Source organism: Virgibacillus sp. Bac332 (assembly GCF_003667785.1).
Lineage (GTDB): Bacteria > Bacillota > Bacilli > Bacillales > Amphibacillaceae > Virgibacillus > Virgibacillus salarius.
In genome coordinates this window covers 2607875-2626105 of sequence record NZ_CP033046.1, presented here as the reverse complement: position 1 = coordinate 2626105, position 18231 = coordinate 2607875, and the positions used below count along the sequence as shown (strand labels likewise).

Below are 18231 nucleotides of genomic sequence, written 5' to 3'. Positions count from 1 at the left end.
ACAACGGGAATATTGATACAATATAAGGGGTGGAATCATGGGAAGAAAAGGAACAATGATGGAGAAACAAATAAATAGTAAGTACTTAAACGAAATAATGACATTAAAGATATATCAGCCAGAATCATTTTCTCCACTTTACAAATACCATATTTGCATCATGCAAGATGGAAATGACTATTACCAAATGGGTAGAATAGCGACGTTAAGCGATAGACTACATGATAGTGAGGATATGACGAACACCATTTTTGTGGGAATCCATTATCAAAATAAATATGATCGTCGGGAGAAATACCATCCAAGCGGTGAACAAAATGAATCTTACACAAAATTTTTAGTAAATGAAATTGTCCCATTCTTGGATGACCTCCTCCCTACTTATCATATGGGTCAGTCTAGGACCTTGATGGGAGACTCTTTGGCTGGGACACTGGCATTTATGACCGCACTTCGTTATCCGCATACGTTTGGAAATGTCATTATGCAATCCCCCTACGTGGATGAAACTGTATTACAGGCTGCGGCACAAGCTAAGCAACTTGATGCTATTGATATTTATCATACGATTGGTACCGAAGAAACAGCTGTTGATACGACAGATGGGCAACGAATGGATTTTGTCACACCGAACCGCGAACTACACAAAACCCTTCACAATATGGGAACAAGCTATACGTATCATGAGTTGGAAGCTGGTGAACATACATGGAAATACTGGCAAAAGGATATGAAACGTGCACTAGTTACTATGTTCGACTAGGAAAATTGGAAGCAATTTTTCAGATAGTGCAAAAAAATCTCTTATTTTGCCAAATTTTTTGTTATAATAAAGGGTAACTAAAAAATCCAGTATATCTAACAAACGAGTATTTACTAGTAGATAAGACGTTTGATTAAAATAGGAGGTTTTATAATGAAATATGGTATCGCTATTTTCCCAACGAAGGCCGTACAGGATGAAGCAAATTCTTATAGAAAGCGTTATGACCCGCACTATGCGTTAATTCCTCCACATATTACATTAAAAGAAGCATTTCAAGTAGATGATGATGATCAATTAGAGGAATTGGTTACTGAATTAAAACGTATCGCAAATGAAACAAAACCATTCAAGATAAACATTAATAAAGTGAGCACCTTTGCTCCTGTAACAAACACGATATACCTAAAAGTTGAACCGATTAAAGAGCTTATTGAATTATACGAGAAGATGCAGTCAGGGAAATTCCCAAAAAATCAAGAATATGCATTCGTACCACATATTACGATTGCGCAAAAACTTTCGCATGACGAATATTCTGATGTGTTTGGTAGTCTACAAATGAAAAATATCCAAATTGAAGATGAGGTTGATCGCTTCCAGCTTATGTATCAATTAGATAACGGTTCATGGACGGTTCATGACTCCTTTGTTTTCGGAAAGGAACCAGTTTGAACATAAAAGTAGTTACCTCACAAGAGGAAATAGAACAAGCCTTTTATGTGCGGACAGTTGTTTTTGTTGATGAGCAAAACGTACCTCCAGAAGAAGAATTAGATGCACATGATGAATCATCCACTCATTTCGTCGTATACGATGATGATAAGCCAATTGCGGCTAGCCGCCTTCGCTTCGTAGACAGTTATGGAAAACTAGAACGCATCTGCGTACTAAAAACGTATCGTGGAAAAGCGATTGGAAAACAACTTATTCAAGCAATGGAAGCTGTCATTCTAGAAAAAGGCTATCATAAAGCAAAGCTTAATGGTCAAACACATGCAGAAAAATTCTATCAACGATTAGGCTATAAAACCATATCTGGTGAGTTTATGGATGCTGGCATCCCTCATGTAACGATGGTGAAAGAGCTCTAACAAAAATCAAGGACAAGACAAAAAAATGAAGAAAACGAATTTCCGAACTATTATCGATTATCATATCACGATAGTAGTTCGGTTTTTTATCGTCCAGGTTGAAATAATCAATATTATGGATACACTTGCCCTTTCATCCTAGCTAGTGACTCTTTTGAAAAAAGGCATGCTTCTGAGAATCCACTCTGCCAAGTTAACTAAAGGCGTGTCCGCGGAAAGTGTCTATATTTTAGGTTGTGGTGAAAGTTAAACATTATTATTTGCATTAATACACCCAGCTAAATTCCCCAATCCAAAAGTACTTTATAATAAATTATTTCTCTTTTTTGTATGGTTTCTTTACAATTCAGTAACGTCCCATTTTATCATGAATGATTTTCCCATTACAGGTTATGCTAATGGATGATATTGTTTGAAGGGGGCAGGATGAATGGATTCTTATCTGCAGATGTTAGGTGATACAATATTTGGGTTTTTATCCTTATTTGTGTTAACGAAAATTCTTGGCAAGACTCAAATTACACAGTTAACTCCCTTTGACTTTATTTCTGCCCTAATTCTTGGTGAATTAGTAGGAAATGCGTTATTTGATAAAGAAGCAGGCATTCCTGAAATTGCCTTTGTTATTACACTTTGGGGCTCGTTAATCTATGTAACAGAAGTGATCACACAGAAATTCAAACGTACGCGTCAGTTATTAGAAGGTGGACCAGATTTTGTTATTTACAGAGGAAAATTAATTCGAGATGTGATGAAAAAAAACAGCTTGGACGTAAATCAACTACAAAGTCTACTTCGTACAAAAGATGTTTTTTCCTTACGAGAGGTGGAATTCGCATTTATGGAAACAAACGGCACCATATCGGTTATCCGTAAGCCTCCGTATCAAATGCCGAATAAGCAAGACCTGCATGTTTCCCCCCAAGAAATAAACTTGGCAACTACGTTAATTAATGACGGAGAAATTATTTATGACAACCTAAAAGAAAAAAATTTAACAGAAGATTGGCTGTATGAACAACTAAAAGAACAGGACTATGAAAAAGTCAGTGATGTATTTTATGCAGAATATATGAAGGGGCAAGAATTATTTATCCTTCCTTTCGTCAATAGAGAACACCATAAATTCGATGCTTAGCAGATAGTGAAAATGCTGAGCATCTATTTATGTTAAATAACCTTATCAACAGACTTTCCCTTTGCTGTGAGCTTAATAAAGGGTTCTGGATATACAATCGGCTTTATGCTATATCGGTCATAGCCTTGTCGATAAAACCGTTCATACTTTTTGGTTAATGCTTGATGTTTGTTATCAAGTAGTGCTTTAAATGGCTCTTCTATATAAAACATTCGTTGCTGCTTTGTCTCGACTCTCTGGTGATAATGTTGATATTGATAATGCTGAACTGGCAAAATATATCCCATTACCATCTCTCCCTTTTACTTAGTATATCATTTACCCACCCAACCGCACAAAACATTCAGATAATTAAAGAATTAATTTCGATGTTAACATTGATCTTAACCTATCCTTTAACGATACCCGTTTGGCGATAACAATATTCCTGTTTATCAATTATTCTTCCATTTTTTTCTCTAATTCTTTTATTATATCTTCTACATTGGAAATCATCTTCAAAAATTCATTGTTCCATTTTTCCATATCCTGTTCTATATTCTTAGCCTTTTTCTCTGGGAACTGTAACCACTTCTCGTTTTTTCCTAGATGCTTTTCTATATCATGAAAATGCTTCATCCATTTAGGCTCTGGTATCCTCATTATTATCCTCCACTAAGCATGATCTGACTTTAGAATAAAAAAAGCAGCTATTTATTCAGCTGCTTTATCTGAAATTAAAACCAAGAGAAATTTCTTCTATTTCCCCGATCATCATCTTTACGCTCTCTTCTATCATCTTCATCACGATCATCATGTCGCTCTTCTCTTCTGTCATGTTCATATTCCTCAGAGCTTTCACTTTCTGCTGATTCCTCTATCTCACGATGTCCACGACCGAAGAATGGATCCCTTCGATGGCGAGATGGACGTGATGGTCTTTGTGGTCGTGATGGTTCTATATGGACATTATCTGCCTTGATCACAAGATCTTTCACATGAATGACTTGTTTTCTTTCAGACATTTGCTTTCCTCCCTCTATACGTATGGTCGTTATTAGTCTATGTTAACAACACTGTCAGGTATAGTCATTCGCCCGGAATTTACCCAGAAAATATATAAATGTCCTCATTACGATGAAATGGCAAATAACCCTAAATCGAAATCAATAATTAGTGTGAGTGCCCACACAATCCTAATAATCAGACATATTCTATTAAAGACAAATGAGTCAATTATAATCGAAAGGAGAAATAATTCATGGGTTGTGGAAAAGATTTTGATACAGGCAACTGTGTATGTGATATTTTAAAGGAAATCGTAGAGGCACAAAATGATGTCATTGAGAATTGCTGTGACACAAGCTGCGAACAGTCCATTAACGATCTCTTGGGAGATACAGATAACGGCAATGGTCTAGATACAGTACCTGTCATTTTATATTGTAAAGGTACTTGTAAACCATTTAAAGGATTCGGAGCTCATCCAAGCGATATTGGTGATATAGTTGGAAGTTTCTTCTTCCGCGTTAAGAAGGTAACCGATGATTGCTGTGCAGTAATAGAACTACTAAGAGACCCACGTGATGATGATCGTGATCCAAAAGATCCAGTAGATCAAGATACAAAGCCATTATGTACAACAGGCATCTGTATGACGGTTGACTTAAGCTGCTTCTGTCATGTAACTTGCCTACCAGCAATTAATGCAATACACTAAAGAATGAATCAAAAAACTGGGGAGTTTCCCCAGTTTTTTGATGTTTTGTTAAAATCCTAATAGCTTTATGTGCTTAATATCATCTAAAGAGATTTTTGTACTTGATGACCGATTACCTACACGAACATATACATCATTTCCTTCTGAACCTGTTATTACACCTCGATAATTTCTACCTTCCGTCCTAATTTCACACTTTAGTTTCGGTGCATAGCTAGGAGAATTCACAAAATAATTAACCTTCTCTTCGATAGACATATCCTTAAACCTTTGTTTATCACCATTATTATTCAAGGATTGTTCTGTCATGTCCTCCTCCGTCATTTCCATTTTGTCTTCAACTTCGGAATCTGTGTCATTCATGTATAAGTCGCTCTCATTTTGAGATTCATTATCTTGTTCGGCAAATGCTCGGTGTCTTATCGACTTCTTTACAGTTTCCTGATGATCTGGTTTACTTTCTTTTTTCTCTTTTGGAGTAACATACATATGCTGCATGGGTACTTTTTTATCTACTTCCTTAGGCTGATGAATAAAGAGCAAAGGGTTTTTTGCATACTTCTTTCCCATTCCTCACCTCTCCTTTTATATCATTCCTCAACCCATTATATGAACCCATATCTAGAAATGTGTTGTTTAAATTTTCGTATAAGCTAATCTTAGCTTCAGGATTGTGTACCAAATGTAACCACATACTTATAGCTAAACACTGCTGTTGTCCAACTTAAAAAACACTTTTTTCACCTAGATACCTAACCACAGATGAAAAAAGTGTTTTCTATTCTGGAAAGCAATCTCTTTCTGCTTTTTCCATATGGCAGGAAAGCTGAAATCGATGTGCAAGCCAGCTCATGCAAGTATAACTGTTATAAATTCGTTCTTAACTACCTATTACATTTTTAACTGAAAGTGATGTCATGTTAAGAACCCCATAAATACAGTTGCCATTCCAAAATAAATGAGGATTGATATAATGTCATTGATAGTTGTAATAAATGGTCCTGAGGCTACTGCTGGATCAATATGCATACGTTCCATTAAGATTGGTACGAGTGCACCTGCAAGTGTAGCTACTAATAAAGTTGCTGCAATAGATATACCTACAAGTAATCCGAGATAAATACTGTCCTTCCATAAATAGATAACCAGCGTTATAACGAGACCACATACAATACCATTTATTAATCCTGTACAAGCCTCTCGCATAACGAGCTTCGCTTTTCCTTGCTTGCCATAATCACCATTTGCCAAGCCTCGGACAGCAACAGCCAGTGCCTGTGTCCCAGTATTTCCAGCCATACCTGCAATTAATGGAATAAATATCGCAAGCACTGCAACTTGATTTAATGTTTCTTCAAAACGACCAATTAAGCTAGCTGTAAACATACCTAAAAATAACAAGATAATAAGCCATGGTAATCGCTTCCGTGCTGAAACAAATGCATTATCATGGGGTTTATCCATGTCAGATACCCCTGCAAGCTTAGAATAATCCTCACTTGCTTCTTCTTCCATTACATCTAAAATATCATCGACGGTTATTATACCGAGTAAATGATCTTGAAAATCAACGACTGGTAATGCAAGAAAGTCATAATCTCGAATCATCTGTGCCACTTCTTCCTGATCTTTCCCTACAGATACTGCTACGATTTTTTCACTCATAATATCTTCTATCAATGTATTTTCATTCGCTACGATTAAGTCACGTAAAGACAGAACACCTACAAGGCGCTTATCCTTATCCAATACATATAAATAGTAGATCGTTTCCGCTTCAGGAGCATCCTCCTTTAACTGCTGCATTGTTTGCTGAGCAGTATACGTTTTGTACGTTGCTACAAACTCTGTAGTCATGATACTACCAGCAGTTTTTTCTTCATAATGTAGCAATTGTTTTATTTCTTCAGCGGCTTCTTTATCCATAATAGTTAAAAAGCTAGCAACCTGATCTTTTTCTAACTCATTCAGAATATCCACTGCATTATCAGCAGACATTTCTGCTAGCACCATGGATGCAAAGCGGGGATCCATTTCGGCCATTAAAACCTGTGTATCCTCTTCGTCCATACTCTCCATAATGTCACCAATTTCCTCTGGAGATAAATACGTATATATTTGCAGACGAATCGCCTTTTCCTGTTCCATAAAAAACATAGCCTGATCATAGGGATGCATGTCTAAAAACTCGCTACGAAATCCTTCTAAATTATCATCATCCAGTGCCTGTTGTAGTTTCTCCCAATGCTGTTCATACTGTACTTCGTATTCTTTATCAAATCGATTATTGGATTCCATACGATCACATCCTTTTTATTTCCTACACTTCATTTTACCCTGTCTGTTTACAATCAAACAAAAATCACATGAAGTCATGGTCCCTTATCATCATTTCTAACAATATTGAAGCAAGCTTCTGTTTGTAAATGAAATTCCGTATATATAATATGATACAATTCAAACTAAGGTAATGCGATTATTCCCGCAACATATCATATCCAAAATAACCGAACAAATCAAGGAGATTTTACAATGAAAATAGATGTAATTGGTGATGTGCATGGCTGCCTACATGAACTGGAGCATCTTTTTATCGAGCTAGGCTATTTCAAAACAAATGAAATTTATCTTCATCCACATCAACGAACTCCCATTTTTGTTGGAGATATTACCGATCGCGGTCCTAGGTCAATCGCTGTCATTCAACTCGTCTATAAGATGGCTATCGTTCATAAGAAAGCCTTATATGTACCTGGTAATCATTGTAATAAACTATACCGTTACTTTCTAGGTAATCAAGTTCAGCAACGACATGGCTTAGAAACAACTGTTGCTGAATATAAATCACTTACCAAGAAGCAACAAGAGGTTGTTCGTAAGCAATTTATGACGTTATACGAACAGGCTCCTCTCTACTTACAGCTACCAGAAGCAAACGCAATTATTGCTCATGCAGGAATTAAGGAATCCCTCATCGGAAGAACAGATAAAAAGGTAAAAACATTTGTATTATATGGTGATATCACGGGTGAAGTGCACGAAGATGGACGACCGATTCGAAAAGATTGGGCACAGTACTACGATGGTGATGAATGGATTGTATATGGACATACACCTGTTATAGAACCCAGATTAATGAAGAAAACGATTAATATCGATACTGGATGCGTATTTGGAAATAAGCTAACAGCCTTTCGACTTCCTGAGGAAAAAACGATAGCCGTTCCATCGGAACAGCCATTTGTAAAGGAAAAGTTCAGCTATTTTTCATAACAGCAGCCATGTCCACGGGAAGTTCAGAATAAAATTCCAACCATTCTTTTGTTACTGGATGCTTAAAAGAAAGCTCATTACAATGTAATGCTTGCCGGGAAATGGTGGTTGTAGCGCCTCCGTATAACGTATCTCCGAGAAGTGGATGACCATTTCCAGAGAAGTGTACACGAATTTGATGGGTACGTCCTGTTTCTAATTGAACAGAGACTAATGAATAGTGCGAAAACTCTTTCTCTACTATATAATGTGTTATTGCCGACTTTCCTTTCGTATTAATTTCTCGTTCAATAATTGATCCATCTTTTCTAGCGATCGGAGCACGAAAGGTACCATGCTTATTCTTTAGCTTCCCCTCCACCATTGCTCGATATTTCCGCGTTACTTCACCATGTTGTTGTGAATCAGCTAAAATCGAATGACTATATCGGTGCTTTGCTACGAGCATCAAACCAGATGTATCTCGGTCTAAACGTGTTACGATATGAACGGTAAAAGGTACATTCTGCTTCGCATAATGAGCTAATAAGCCATTTGCTACTGTCCCATTTGGATGATGAATGGAAGGGATAACTGCCATACCTGGTGTCTTGTTAATAACTACAATATCTTCATCCTCGTATACAATCGAGAGTTCAATCGCTTCTGGCTGCATAAGGCTACCTTTTTTTTCTTGGGGAAAGTGGACTGTCAGCCTGTCCCCCTCTTGTAATCGATAACGGACCGTTTGAGTAGTACCATTAACAAGTATACTTCCACCATCAAATTTAATGGATTTTACAATTCGTCTTGAAAATCCTTGTATGTCACGTAAGTAATCTCGAATGAGCATATCCTGATGTACGTTCTTTATTTTCCATTCCATGACTTCGCTTCTCTTTCTAATTAATGATTATCATCAGCTACGAAGGAATCCCTGACTCTATTCCAAAATGGAAATTGGCGGAACCTCGCAAATCTAATTCGTTCTTCTGCCACTCGGCACTGGATCGATTTTACATTCGTATAATTCGTTGTAAAATGATCGATAGCAATTAAAAAACTTCGATCTACTATCGGCTTTAGTAAACATGTGTGGTGTTTGGGTAGAATAAGTGGTGATCCAATAGTTCGGAATACACGATTATTGATGGATGCCATCTCCGTTAACTGGATTGCATCAAGCGAAGGATGAATTATCCCCCCCCCAGTGCTTTATTATATGCCGTACTGCCTGACGGAGTAGAGACACATAAGCCATCACCACGGAAGGTTTCAAAATGCTCCCCTTTAATTTCTACATCAAATACAACAGAGCCATCGGCAGTTTTTATCGTTGCTTCGTTTAATGCTAAAAACCGATCTTCACTCCCACCGGTCTTAGCACGAATGATCACTTCAAGGAGAGGATATTCAACAACCTGAAACGGCGTTTTAGCTATTTCAATAATTAATTTTTCCACTTCATCAGGTACCCAGTCTGCATAGAAGCCTAAATGTCCGGTATGAACACCGATAAAAGCAGTTGAACCTAAACGATGAACGTACGTATGGAAAGCTTCTAAAAAGGTCCCATCTCCACCTACTGAAATAACAAGGTCTGGCTCATTTGCATTATATTCTAATTCGAAATCTGTTAAATACTGTGTCATTGTACCTTTAATTTGTTCGGAGCGCGCATCTCCTTTTGACACAATTGCGAATTTCATTTCAACATCCCTCTTCCTTGATGTATGTAGTTTAAATTCATATGTAAATTTTACTATTCTAGTTTGACTTGAACAAGGAGTGTGTTTACTTACTTTCGATGAAACATTCGCTGTGCTTCTTGAACTTCATGCTTGATCATAGACATTTCCTCATCCAGTTTAAAAGCTGCCTCTGCCGCCTTTTGTAATCTCTCCTTAATTTCTGAAGGTATACTTCCCTTATATTTATAATTCAAAGAATGTTCATTTGTAGCCCAAAAGTTCATGGCCAATGTTCGAATTTGGATTTCTGCGAGTAACTTTTTCATTCCATCAATTGTTTCCACAGGGTATTCAATAATTAGATGATACGATCGATAACCACTCTCTTTTTTTGCAGATATGTAGTCCTTCTCTTCAATAATCGTTAAGTCTTTTCTTGCTCGAATCATTTCTACAACGGTATAGATATCATCTACAAATTGACAAACCACTCGTACACCAGCGATATCTTGAATTTCTCTTTCTATATGCTCTAATGGGATTTTTCTATTTTCCGCTTTTTCTAGGATGCTAGGGATTGGTTTTACCCTGCCAGTTATAAATTCAATTGGTGAATGTCTGGAATCATATTCAAATTGTTTACGAATCCCTTTTAATTTAACCTTTAATTCTTCAACAACCTGCGTATATGGAGCAAGTATTGTTTTCCAATTCACATGCAACACCACCTAATTGTTTATCACAAATATTAAGCCTCTATTATTGTATCACAGAATTGGTCAATGACTAATCTTTGCAAAATTGTAGCAAATTGGCGATAATCAATAATAGCTTATTTTTTCACGTGGAGGGTAACTATGGCACAAGAAATAGAGATTGAATTTAAAAATTTATTAACCCAACAAGAGTACCACCGCTTATTAAGTCAAATACCATTTCCTGCTTATAGTGACACACAGACCAACTACTATTTTGAAACAAAGGATCTTGCATTGCAACAGTTAGGATGTGCTCTACGCATTCGAGAAAAAAATGGTTTCTATCGTTTAACGCTTAAAGAACCACACGCGCAAGGGTTACTAGAAACACATGACTTTATAACAAAAGAAGAGGCAGAAGCATGTTTTAGAGGAAAGATGGTAGAAAAACCTGAAACATCTGCACAATTACATGAATTAGGAATTTCACTATCATCTCTTAGTTATTTTGGCAGTTTGAAAACAGAACGAAGAGAAGTACAGAAAGAGGACATTTTGCTAGTACTTGATTATAGCACGTATAATGGAACATCGGATTATGAGCTAGAACTAGAGGCAACATCTACTAAAAATGGACTAGCGAAATTTAATGAACTGCTGACTTCCTATCGAATTCCCAAAAGAGATACACCAAATAAAATCAAGCGTTTTTTCTCAACATTAAATACTATGTAGAATAGTGATTCATTCTAGACTAAAAAGAGTTATTTGCCATGTCCTTGAATAGAATAGAATACAAACAAAAAGCTCGTTTTTAGTTTTCTGCTATTATTAACCAATTATGGGTCCATTCACCTAGCCATTCTAATCAGATTATTTGCCCACTTCCCATTCCGTTGCTACAATAAATAGAAACAAATAAGGGGAAAATGAGAATGAAACAACCTGGAACCATTTTTGAAGCAATAGGTGGCTTTGCTTCTGTTGATCGGCTTGTGCAAGCTTTTTATGCACGTGTTGGAAAGCATCCAGATTTAATTCCAATCTTTCCAGAAGATTTAACAGAAACAATCCATAAACAAAAACTTTTCCTTACCCAATTTTTGGGTGGACCATCATTGTATGCTGAAGAGCGTGGTCACCCAATGTTACGTAGAAGACATCTACCTTTTGAGATTACGCCTACCCGCAGAGATGCTTGGCTTGATTGTATGGCACATGCACTAGAAGAAGCAGAAATAGCTGAACCCTATCGCACAGCTATATTTGAAAAATTAACCTTAACTGCAAACCACATGATGAACACGCCAGAATAGGAGAAAGGAGAATCGATGTGAGTTGGGATCATTCTGGAGTTACATCCTCCTATCAATCAAACACATCGGAGCAATATAGCTTTTTTGATTTTGTTCAGAAGCCAATTGAAATCTATGTTTTTGTTGATCCACTTTGTCCTGAGTGCTGGGCTTTAGAGCCATTTTTAAAAAAGCTGTCTATGGAATACGGCCGTTTTTTCACTATACGTCCAATTATTAGTGGACACCTAAATACATTGAATAAAGACCAATTTGACCGTCCTAGAAAAATAAAAGATATATGGGAAAAAACAGCGAAACGGACTGGTATGTGTTGTGATGGGGACCTATGGACTGAAAATCCGATCCCTTATCCGTGGATTGCATCCTTAGCCATCAAAGCTGCTGAATTACAAGGGAAAAAAGCAGGTCGTATTTTTCTTCGTAAAATTCAAGAGAGTGCATTTTTATATAAACAAGATATATCAGACGAAGAAGTGCTTTATGCATGTGCAAAAGCAGCAAATTTGGATACAGATGAATTCAGAAACGATTTGTACTCATCATCAGCTAAGAAGGCTTTTCAATGTGATTTAAAGTTAACGCAAGAAATGGAAGTTGATTTTATTCCAACGATTGTTTTCTTTAATCAAGTTACAGAGGAACAAGGGATTAAAATATCAGGTCTCTACCCTTATGAAATTTATGTTCGAATTCTTAGAGAGATTTTGCAGAAAGAGCCAATCCCTTCGGAAAAGCCGCCATTGGAAAGTTTTCTTTCCTTCTATAAAACAGTTGGAACAAAAGAGATTGCCGTGGTCTATGATTGGTCCATGGCCAAAGCGGAAAGAGAAATGAAGAAGTTACAGCTTAAGCAGAGAGTAGTTCGAGTCCCTGTGAAATATGGTGATTTTTGGAAATATGATGATTAATCAACAATCTTTTATAAGACTTTTTTAACCTAATGTCATTATTCATTATTATTTATATATAAAAAAAGGCTATACGGGGCAGCGTATAGCCTTTTTTCTCTTTGTAATAACAAAGGGGGATGGGAGAAAGTTTCATGATCAAACAAAGGGGTTTTGTTTGTATTTAACTTACAATATAAATATACCAAGTAACTTTACACCTTTCAAGTAGTATGTTCATGATTTCACAAAAATGTCACTTCTAAATGATCTCCTCACTACATACGATTTACAAGCGTAAAAAAATTACATAGAGGTGATAGGATGAAACAATTTATTCAGCCACTTCTCTTTTTATTATTAACAGCTGTCGCTTTCTTTTTAAATATTCTCGGTCTAATGCAAGTTATCCCGCTATATATTACTTTACCAATCTTATTCCTAGCAATTTATTTAACCATATATTCCTTCGCAAATAGACGCGTATATAGGGGAATGCGATAACCTTTATCTAACACACTTGTTAGTGAATCCGTACATTCAAGAAAAAATCCGTTATCTGACATTAGAAAAAATGCTTATGTTCGACTATGAGCAAAGTCCCCCTCCTTTCATCAACGTCTCCATAGGAAAGCAAAAGCATGAGCCTAGAACCCTAGCAACAGCTAAAGCTCCTACGTGAACGTTTTTACTTTACAAGAAGAAGGTGCCTGCAATTTTCATTATTTAAGAAAAACTGAGCAAAATTCGCTCAGTCCTTATCACTAAATGCTCAGATTTACGCTTTCTCTAGTAGCTATTATGGAATAATAGCTACTGCTTGCTTGACCACCACTCCGGCTGCCCACTTCCCTTTCCGTGGGGTTTGTCCTTCAGCTAACTTTTTTAGCAAAACCCGCTCAAAAAAGTGGATCTTCAGGTCAAACATTTCCCACAGGAGTTGAAGTGGCCGCCCTTCGCTATTATCAGGCTCTACAACGCTAGCATGAAGTAACACAGCTGCTTTTATACTCACGGATAGCGATTTTCACTTTACCCATTGTAAAAAAAGTCAACCTATTACTTATAACAAGAATTGGTGCACCTTCTCATAGCGGAGACGAATTACGTAGACTCCTGCGGGATTAGCGCGAGCCGAAAATCCACTTTGCAACGTGTTCTTCTTTGCAAAGTTAGTTGAGGCCGTGCCCTCGGAAAGCGAAGTAATTAGTCGGAGCATTGCCAATATACATCAAACATTTCAAAATAACTACTTCGCTTAACGCAGTCATTGCACTGATTTTATACTTTCTTAACTTATGAACAAAACGCAAGCGTCCGATTAGAAACATAGCGACTGGAGCGAATCAACAGAGATAAAGGAATCACGGGGTGCTTACGAGCCAATGATGACTTAGCATAGGCGATTCGTGAAGTCGCTTCGTTTCTGGGCGCTGGAACTGGACGCGGCTCAACACACCCCTATTTATCCACACGGGCTAATTTTATCATTTCCTTGACAATAAAATAACTGCCGAGAAAAATTTCTCGGCAGTGTAGGGAGACTCTGTTAGTCAACCCACTATTTCATTAGCTTAGCAGCTGCTCCATTTCATTTAGTTTCTCCTCAAATACATCTAGAGCATCTAAAATAGGCTGTTTATCGTTCATATCTACTCCTGCTTGCTTCAATACTTCAATTGGATAATCACTACTACCTGCTTTCAAGAAATTGATATAGCGTTTTACTGCATCTCCCTTACCATCTAGGATCTGACTTGCTAATGCGGTAGCTGCAGAGTATCCTGTAGCATATTGGTATACATAGTAGTTGTAATAAAAATGAGGAATTCGTGCCCATTCCATCCCGATTTCTTTATCGGAAATTACCCCATCGCCAAAGTATTTTTTATTTAGATTGTAGTATACCTCTGTTAATTTTTCTGCAGTTAGCGCTTCACCTTCTTGCTGTTTCACGTGAATAATATGCTCAAATTCCGCGAACATTGTTTGACGGAAGACAGTACCTCTAAATCCTTCTAGGAAATGGTTAAGCAAATATAGCTTTTGCTTCTCATCCTCTAAGTTATTCAATAGATAGTCATTTAACAATGCCTCGTTACAGGTAGATGCTACTTCTGCTACAAAAATAGAATAATTTCCATAACGGAAAGGCTGATTTTTTCTTGTATAATAACTATGCACGGAATGTCCAAGCTCATGAGCTAATGTGAACATATCATTAACATTGTTTTGCCAATTTAACAGTATATATGGGTTAGTACCGTATGCACCAGAAGAATATGCGCCACTACGTTTTCCTTTATTCTCTTCTACATCAATCCATCGATTCTCATAACCTTCTTTTATGATACTTAGATAGTCATCACCTAATGGAGAAAGCCCCTCTAAGACGTATTGCTTGGCTCTTTCAAAAGGAATCTCCATATCTACATCCTGAACAAGTGGCGTATAGAGATCATACATATGCAACTCATCCAGCTTTAACACTTTTTTACGTAATTCGGTATATCGATGAAGTAATGGGAGCTTTTCATCAACTGCTTCTATCAAATTATCATAGACCTTTTCCGGAATATGATTATCATCCAATGCTGCTTGTCTTGCAGAATTATAATTTCTAACCTTTGCAAAGAAGTTATCCTTCTTAATATTCCCGCTTAATGTAGAAGCGAACGTGTTTAGAAATTTCCCGTACGTATCATACATTGCTTCAAAGGCTGCTTTGCGGACAGAACGATCCTTGGACTCCAAAAAACGGATATATCGTCCATGTGTTAGATCTACTTCCTCTCCATTTTCATTTTTTATCGATGGAAATGTTAAATCTGCATTATTCAGCATACCGAATGTTTGCGAAGCAGCTGACATCGGTTCTGATGATTCAGCAAGTATTGCCTCTTCTCGCTCGCTTAAAATATGTGGCCGTTGACGGGTAATTTCATCCAACGTCTTTTTATAGGCCTTTAAACCTTGTTCTTCCTTTAAAAAACGATTTAGCTTCTCCTCATCGATTGCTAAAATTTCGGGAACTATAAAACTCATTGAACTAGAAGCTGAAGTCAATATACTCTCGGCCTGAGCATTTAACCGCTGATACATGCCATTTGTTGTATCTTGATCATATCGCATATGCGCATATGTATATAGCTTACCTAGTCGTTCTGATAGCTTATCCTGTAGCTGCAATAATTCTAGAAGTTTTGCAGGTGATTCTGCTAATTTTCCTTGGTATGCTTCAATTTGTGGAATGGCTTGCTGCAGACTTTTCCATTCCTGCTCCCACGCATCATTCGTTTCGAAGATATCTTCTAATTTCCACGTTGACTCTTCAGGTAATTCTTCTCGTTTAGGTAATTCCTTAGTTGATTTAGCCAATTCTATTCCTCCCTATTCGTCCTATAGTTATTCTTTCGTGATGTGTTTGCTAATTCCTTTTTAGCCAATAAACAAAACTCATTATCTTGTTTGTTAAGCATTTTAAAGTCTTCTTTTAAAATGCATACTTGCTATTTAGTATATCGTATTATTTATGAATCATGCTTTTATTTTGCTTCTGTAATTGATTAATGATTAGCTGATCTTCTTCTAGTGCTCGCTCTAAAGTTGAAGGAACGAAAACTGGTATGCGTTTTGTATAAATAAAGGGAGCATTCTGCTTTACAATTTTCAGTTGTTCAAGTAGAGACATATATTCTATAAGAGGATTTTTCGTCTTTAATAATAGTGGGGTTTGACTTATTGACCTAGTTTGCTTGTTCAATAAACGACCAATAAATCTAACATCCATTTTTGTACCAACTGATAGAGGAGCTATATGATCTAAGATAATTTTACTTTGCCAGAGCCATAGAGGCTTGTTCATACGAATCTGCGATGATATCGGTAAATAAATGAGGGACGGCAATGTTTCCACATGGTGTTGTTTTATATATAGCCATTTCAACCATAAAAATTCTTGCTTGGTTGTTCGAACTCGTGATTTGGTCCGAAAAAGCATCTTTTCCTTTAACCATAATGGATACAGTTCTTGTTTAGGGAAGGAAATTTCTTTAAATATATCCGTAAAAATGAGATGCTTGAGCTTTGTAATTACAAACTTACCTAATGCTTTAAAACTGGTAGTAAAATAAATGTTTTGGGCGGTAATAAAGTAACGTGTAATAGGACAGAAGAAAAAAACTTTCAAAGATTGGCTTGTGGGAAATTGATGTATAAAGGAGCTGGTAAATGGAGATAAACGAAATTTACTGGCTGTTTCACGCTTAAAATGCTTAGCACCAAGTATCCATATGGGAGTAATTCCTGCAGCCTGATAACCCTTATTTCTGGCCGTAATAATAGATATTGGAATTGTAGCACACTGATATTCCAAAGCTATCTTTTTCGTGTTAACCGTTAATAAAATATCAGGTCGCTGTTGAATTTCATTGAGGAATGGCTCCAATGTTACGTTTAGCTTTTGGGCTTTTAACCATTGATACAGTATTAATTTCCCGGACTCATGATACGCCCCTTCACCATCTTCACGAATTCGGCAGTGGCTTGATGAATAATGAGCGAAATGTGGGATTACCTCTGCACCTGCTTTCATGATTACTTGCTGCTTACATATTGGACAATAAAAGGTCTGTTTTCGCAATTGTTCAATTTCATGCCTTGTTTTAATAGAAAGTAGCACGATTTCTCCAGTTTGCGCTATTGCTTGCAGCATAAAAACACCTCCGTGAATAATAAGAATTCGACAGAAAGTGCTTAAATCCTTCTAATTATTCTTCTTTTTCTTTAAGCGAATGGTACTTAAAAATAAAGCGCTACCTAAAAAAATAAAAGAAAGAGACAGATACTGATCCCGCCACTCGAAAACTGCACCTAATCGTTGGATGAATAATAAAATTCCTGTAATCATGAATACAGCAGCAATGATGATATTTACTTTACCGTATAAGGGTAGATTCCTCATGCGCTCACCTCTCCTGTTATATTCTATCAAATTAAACAACGTTGTAGGAAGAAAATTAAATCCAAAATTAATCAATCGGACATTTACTGGCAGTCCACCCCACATTATCCATATCGGTTTCACTGATATGAACGAAAATATCAAGTCCCAGTTCATCATTCCGTAAAAGATACTATTTTTGGCAATACGAAGCTAGAGGCACCACTTTTTGTGCTTCCTCAGAAAAACTTTATACGGAGTGGCGGGTAAGTTAGCCTACTTAGGTTTAGCCAATTATTTTTCTTCTTGGAGTGGCGGGCTTACTGCCAGTTATATGTGGGACAAAAAAAGAACATAAAAAAAACTGAGCAAAATTCGCTCAGTCTTTATCACTAAATGCTCAGATCTACGCTTCCTATAGTAGCTATTATGGAATAATAGCTACTGCTTGTTTGACCACCACTCCGGCTGCCCACTTCCCTTTCCGTGGGGTTTGTCCTTCAGCTAACTTTTTTAGCAAAACCCGCTCAAAAAAGTGGATCTTCAGGTCAAACATTTCCCACAGGAGTTGAAGTGGCCGGCCTTCGCTATTATCAGGCTCTACAACGCTAGCATGAAGTAACACAGCTACTTTTATACTCACGGATAGCGATTTTCACTTTACCCATTGTAAAAAAAGTCAACCTATTACTTATGACAAGAATTGGTGCACCTTCTCATAGCGGAGACGAATTACGTAGACTCCTGC

General features: G+C 36.9%; 22 protein-coding genes and 1 pseudogene. 10 read left to right on the top strand and 13 right to left on the bottom strand.

Annotation, left to right across the window (positions count from 1 at the left end; all coding sequences use genetic code 11):
* The first annotated feature begins 37 nt into the window (after positions 1-37).
* The 4 genes from D9782_RS12460 (at position 38) to D9782_RS12445 (ending at position 2995) form a co-directional block, all read left to right on the top strand.
* A complete protein-coding gene (locus D9782_RS12460; protein ID WP_121604892.1) occupies positions 38-763 on the top strand; it encodes an alpha/beta hydrolase in 726 nt (241 codons plus the stop codon).
* Positions 764-916: 153 nt separating this feature from the next.
* Positions 917-1438, top strand: coding sequence for a YjcG family protein (locus D9782_RS12455; protein ID WP_026680671.1), 522 nt, complete (start codon positions 917-919; stop codon positions 1436-1438).
* Positions 1435-1857: a GNAT family N-acetyltransferase gene (locus D9782_RS12450; RefSeq protein WP_121604891.1), complete on the top strand. Its 423-nt coding sequence runs from the start codon at positions 1435-1437 to the stop codon at positions 1855-1857. Before D9782_RS12455 ends, D9782_RS12450 begins: the two co-directional genes overlap by 4 nt.
* A gap of 430 nt (positions 1858-2287) precedes the next feature.
* Positions 2288-2995: a DUF421 domain-containing protein gene (locus D9782_RS12445; protein WP_026680669.1), complete on the top strand. Its 708-nt coding sequence runs from the start codon at positions 2288-2290 to the stop codon at positions 2993-2995.
* A gap of 32 nt (positions 2996-3027) precedes the next feature.
* Here the strand turns inward: D9782_RS12445 and D9782_RS12440 are convergent, their stop codons facing one another.
* The 3 genes from D9782_RS12440 to D9782_RS12430 all read right to left on the bottom strand — a co-directional run bounded on the left by D9782_RS12440 (position 3028) and on the right by D9782_RS12430 (position 3999).
* Positions 3028-3282 (bottom strand): hypothetical protein, encoded by a 255-nt coding sequence (locus D9782_RS12440; RefSeq protein WP_034678802.1) that lies wholly within the window; start codon positions 3280-3282, stop codon positions 3028-3030.
* Between the two features lie 151 nt (positions 3283-3433).
* Complete coding sequence (locus tag D9782_RS12435; RefSeq protein ID WP_026680668.1) at positions 3434-3637, bottom strand: hypothetical protein; 204 nt, start codon at positions 3635-3637, stop codon at positions 3434-3436.
* A 74-nt stretch (positions 3638-3711) separates the two neighbouring features.
* Complete coding sequence (locus tag D9782_RS12430) at positions 3712-3999, bottom strand: hypothetical protein (RefSeq protein ID WP_121604890.1); 288 nt, start codon at positions 3997-3999, stop codon at positions 3712-3714.
* A gap of 236 nt (positions 4000-4235) precedes the next feature.
* Between D9782_RS12430 and D9782_RS12425 the strand changes: the two genes are divergently transcribed.
* Entirely contained in the window at positions 4236-4694 is a 459-nt protein-coding gene (locus D9782_RS12425; RefSeq protein WP_026680667.1) for a CotY/CotZ family spore coat protein, read from the top strand.
* A gap of 48 nt (positions 4695-4742) precedes the next feature.
* Here the strand turns inward: D9782_RS12425 and D9782_RS12420 are convergent, their stop codons facing one another.
* Together D9782_RS12420 and mgtE are read right to left on the bottom strand one after the other, a co-directional pair.
* Complete coding sequence (locus tag D9782_RS12420; RefSeq protein WP_121604889.1) at positions 4743-5264, bottom strand: CotO family spore coat protein; 522 nt, start codon at positions 5262-5264, stop codon at positions 4743-4745.
* A 345-nt stretch (positions 5265-5609) separates the two neighbouring features.
* On the bottom strand, positions 5610-6992 hold the full coding sequence (mgtE, locus tag D9782_RS12415; RefSeq protein WP_121604888.1) for a magnesium transporter: 1383 nt from the start codon (positions 6990-6992) through the stop codon (positions 5610-5612).
* Between the two features lie 234 nt (positions 6993-7226).
* Between mgtE and prpE the strand changes: the two genes are divergently transcribed.
* Positions 7227-7967 (top strand): bis(5'-nucleosyl)-tetraphosphatase PrpE, encoded by a 741-nt coding sequence (gene prpE, locus D9782_RS12410; RefSeq protein ID WP_026680664.1) that lies wholly within the window; start codon positions 7227-7229, stop codon positions 7965-7967.
* On the opposite strand, the gene D9782_RS12405 is transcribed toward prpE, so the two are convergent.
* The 3 genes and pseudogenes from D9782_RS12405 to D9782_RS12395 all read right to left on the bottom strand — a co-directional run bounded on the left by D9782_RS12405 (position 7951) and on the right by D9782_RS12395 (position 10353).
* Positions 7951-8832 carry an RluA family pseudouridine synthase gene (locus D9782_RS12405; protein WP_026680663.1) on the bottom strand — a complete coding sequence of 294 codons (882 nt, stop codon included), beginning with the start codon at positions 8830-8832 and terminating at the stop codon, positions 7951-7953. The two genes, prpE and D9782_RS12405, sit on opposite strands and share 17 nt — an antisense overlap.
* A gap of 20 nt (positions 8833-8852) precedes the next feature.
* Positions 8853-9655: pseudogene (locus tag D9782_RS12400) on the bottom strand (NAD kinase).
* An 89-nt stretch (positions 9656-9744) separates the two neighbouring features.
* The gene (locus tag D9782_RS12395) at positions 9745-10353 is read right to left on the bottom strand and encodes a GTP diphosphokinase (protein ID WP_121604887.1); all 609 of its coding nucleotides are present in this window, start codon (positions 10351-10353) and stop codon (positions 9745-9747) included.
* Between the two features lie 141 nt (positions 10354-10494).
* Between D9782_RS12395 and D9782_RS12390 the strand changes: the two genes are divergently transcribed.
* The 4 genes from D9782_RS12390 (at position 10495) to D9782_RS12375 (ending at position 13045) form a co-directional block, all read left to right on the top strand.
* Positions 10495-11070: a CYTH domain-containing protein gene (locus tag D9782_RS12390; RefSeq protein WP_121604886.1), complete on the top strand. Its 576-nt coding sequence runs from the start codon at positions 10495-10497 to the stop codon at positions 11068-11070.
* A 200-nt stretch (positions 11071-11270) separates the two neighbouring features.
* Positions 11271-11651, top strand: coding sequence for a globin domain-containing protein (locus D9782_RS12385; RefSeq protein WP_026680659.1), 381 nt, complete (start codon positions 11271-11273; stop codon positions 11649-11651).
* Between the two features lie 17 nt (positions 11652-11668).
* Positions 11669-12562, top strand: a complete 894-nt coding sequence (locus D9782_RS12380; RefSeq protein ID WP_026680658.1) for a ClpXP adapter SpxH family protein — start codon at positions 11669-11671, stop codon at positions 12560-12562.
* Positions 12563-12865: 303 nt separating this feature from the next.
* On the top strand, positions 12866-13045 hold the full coding sequence (locus tag D9782_RS12375) for a hypothetical protein (RefSeq protein WP_080668649.1): 180 nt from the start codon (positions 12866-12868) through the stop codon (positions 13043-13045).
* A 295-nt stretch (positions 13046-13340) separates the two neighbouring features.
* Here the strand turns inward: D9782_RS12375 and D9782_RS12370 are convergent, their stop codons facing one another.
* The 5 genes from D9782_RS12370 to D9782_RS12350 form a co-directional block, all read right to left on the bottom strand.
* Positions 13341-13556: a hypothetical protein gene (locus D9782_RS12370; RefSeq protein WP_121603973.1), complete on the bottom strand. Its 216-nt coding sequence runs from the start codon at positions 13554-13556 to the stop codon at positions 13341-13343.
* 554 nt (positions 13557-14110) lie between these two features.
* Positions 14111-15919: an oligoendopeptidase F gene (gene pepF / locus D9782_RS12365; protein WP_205601730.1), complete on the bottom strand. Its 1809-nt coding sequence runs from the start codon at positions 15917-15919 to the stop codon at positions 14111-14113.
* A 148-nt stretch (positions 15920-16067) separates the two neighbouring features.
* A complete protein-coding gene (locus D9782_RS12360; protein ID WP_051388294.1) occupies positions 16068-17255 on the bottom strand; it encodes a competence protein CoiA in 1188 nt (395 codons plus the stop codon).
* 51 nt (positions 17256-17306) lie between these two features.
* On the bottom strand, positions 17307-17504 hold the full coding sequence (locus D9782_RS12355; protein WP_026680656.1) for a hypothetical protein: 198 nt from the start codon (positions 17502-17504) through the stop codon (positions 17307-17309).
* 406 nt (positions 17505-17910) lie between these two features.
* Positions 17911-18126, bottom strand: coding sequence for a hypothetical protein (locus tag D9782_RS12350; RefSeq protein ID WP_121604416.1), 216 nt, complete (start codon positions 18124-18126; stop codon positions 17911-17913).
* Positions 18127-18231: the final 105 nt, after the last annotated feature.